This is a genomic window from Streptosporangium sp. NPDC006013 (assembly GCF_040614275.1).
Taxonomy (GTDB): Bacteria; Actinomycetota; Actinomycetes; order Streptosporangiales; family Streptosporangiaceae; genus Streptosporangium.
Genome location: NZ_JBEXUE010000986.1, coordinates 1 through 1105, shown reverse-complemented (window position 1 = coordinate 1105; position 1105 = coordinate 1). Strand labels below are relative to the sequence as shown.

The window sequence follows — 1105 nt, the reverse complement described above, 5'->3', positions numbered from 1 at the left end:
GCGAGGACGAGACCGGTGTACGCCAGACCGACCCCCATGTACATGACCCCGTACACGACCCCGTGCAAGGTCCCGCCCCGGTCAACTCCATCCCGGCCGATGCCGACGTGGTGGTCTGCCACGCCGGCCTGGCCGGCCGGGCCAGGGCCGGCGCCCCGGACAAGGTCCTGATCTCCTTTCAGGTCTTCATCGGAGACCCGGCGGTGGCCAAGCTGGTCAACACGATCAAGAACGGCGGCACCGTCGATGCCTGAGACGGCGCCGCTGCCGCTGGATCCGCGCGCGATCCGGCTGGCGGCCTCGGCCACCGACCGAGACGACGCGATTCGCCAGTGCGGGCAGGTGCTGCTCGCCGTCGGCGCGGTGGGCAGCGCCTATGTCGGCGCGATGCTGGAGCGGGAGCGCTCGATCTCCACCTATGTCGGTGAGGGGGTGGCCATCCCGCACGGCACCCTGGCCGCGAAGGACGCCGTTCATCATGACGCGATCTGTGTGCTGCGTTTTCCCGACGGCGTCGACTGGGACGGCGAGCAGGTCACGATGTGCATCGGTATCGCCGCCAAGGGGGACGGTCATGTGCGGCTGCTGGCCGAACTCGCCCAGATCCTGATGGATCCCGAGCAGGCCCGGGCCCTTCGTGAGGCGACGGACGTCGCCGAGGTGGTCCGGTTGCTGCAACCCAACGAAGAGGACGAAGCACAGTGAAGGTCGCTCGTTTCCACGCTCCCGGTGACATCCGCGTCGAGGAGGCGCCCGAGCCCGTCACCGGGGCCGGTGAGATCAAGATACGTGTGCGCAACTGCTCGACGTGCGGCACGGATGTGAAGATCTCCAAGTACGGTCACCACCACATCAGGCCGCCCAGGGTCATGGGGCACGAGATCGCCGGTGAGATTGCCGAGGTCGGCGACGGCGTGAGCGGCTGGGCTGCGGGTGAGCGGGTGCAGGTGATCGCCGCGATCCCGTGCGGGAAGTGCTCAGAGTGCGGCCGGGGCCGGATGACGGTGTGCCCGAACCAGGAGTCGATGGGCTATCACTACGACGGTGGTTTCGCCGAGTACATGATCGTCCCGGCCAAGGTGCTGGCGGTCGACGGCCTCAACCG

The 1105-nt window shown here is 68.3% G+C and carries 2 protein-coding genes and 1 pseudogene; all 3 read left to right on the top strand.

The features are described from left to right. Positions 1-254, top strand: a pseudogene (locus tag ABZ260_RS51480) (hypothetical protein); the annotation flags it as partial. After that, positions 247-705 (top strand): PTS sugar transporter subunit IIA, encoded by a 459-nt coding sequence (locus ABZ260_RS51475; protein ID WP_355633358.1) that lies wholly within the window; start codon positions 247-249, stop codon positions 703-705. The pseudogene ABZ260_RS51480 and the gene ABZ260_RS51475, both read left to right, overlap by 8 nt. Further along, positions 702-1105: alcohol dehydrogenase catalytic domain-containing protein (locus tag ABZ260_RS51470; protein ID WP_355633356.1), on the top strand; the 404-nt coding region annotated here is incomplete at its 3' end. The genes ABZ260_RS51475 and ABZ260_RS51470, both read left to right, overlap by 4 nt.

Excerpts from the sequence above, each read along its gene's own strand:
- ABZ260_RS51475 (WP_355633358.1), top strand. The coding sequence starts at position 247 with ATGCCTGAGACGGCGCCGCTGCCGCTGGATCCGCGCGCGATCCGGCTG.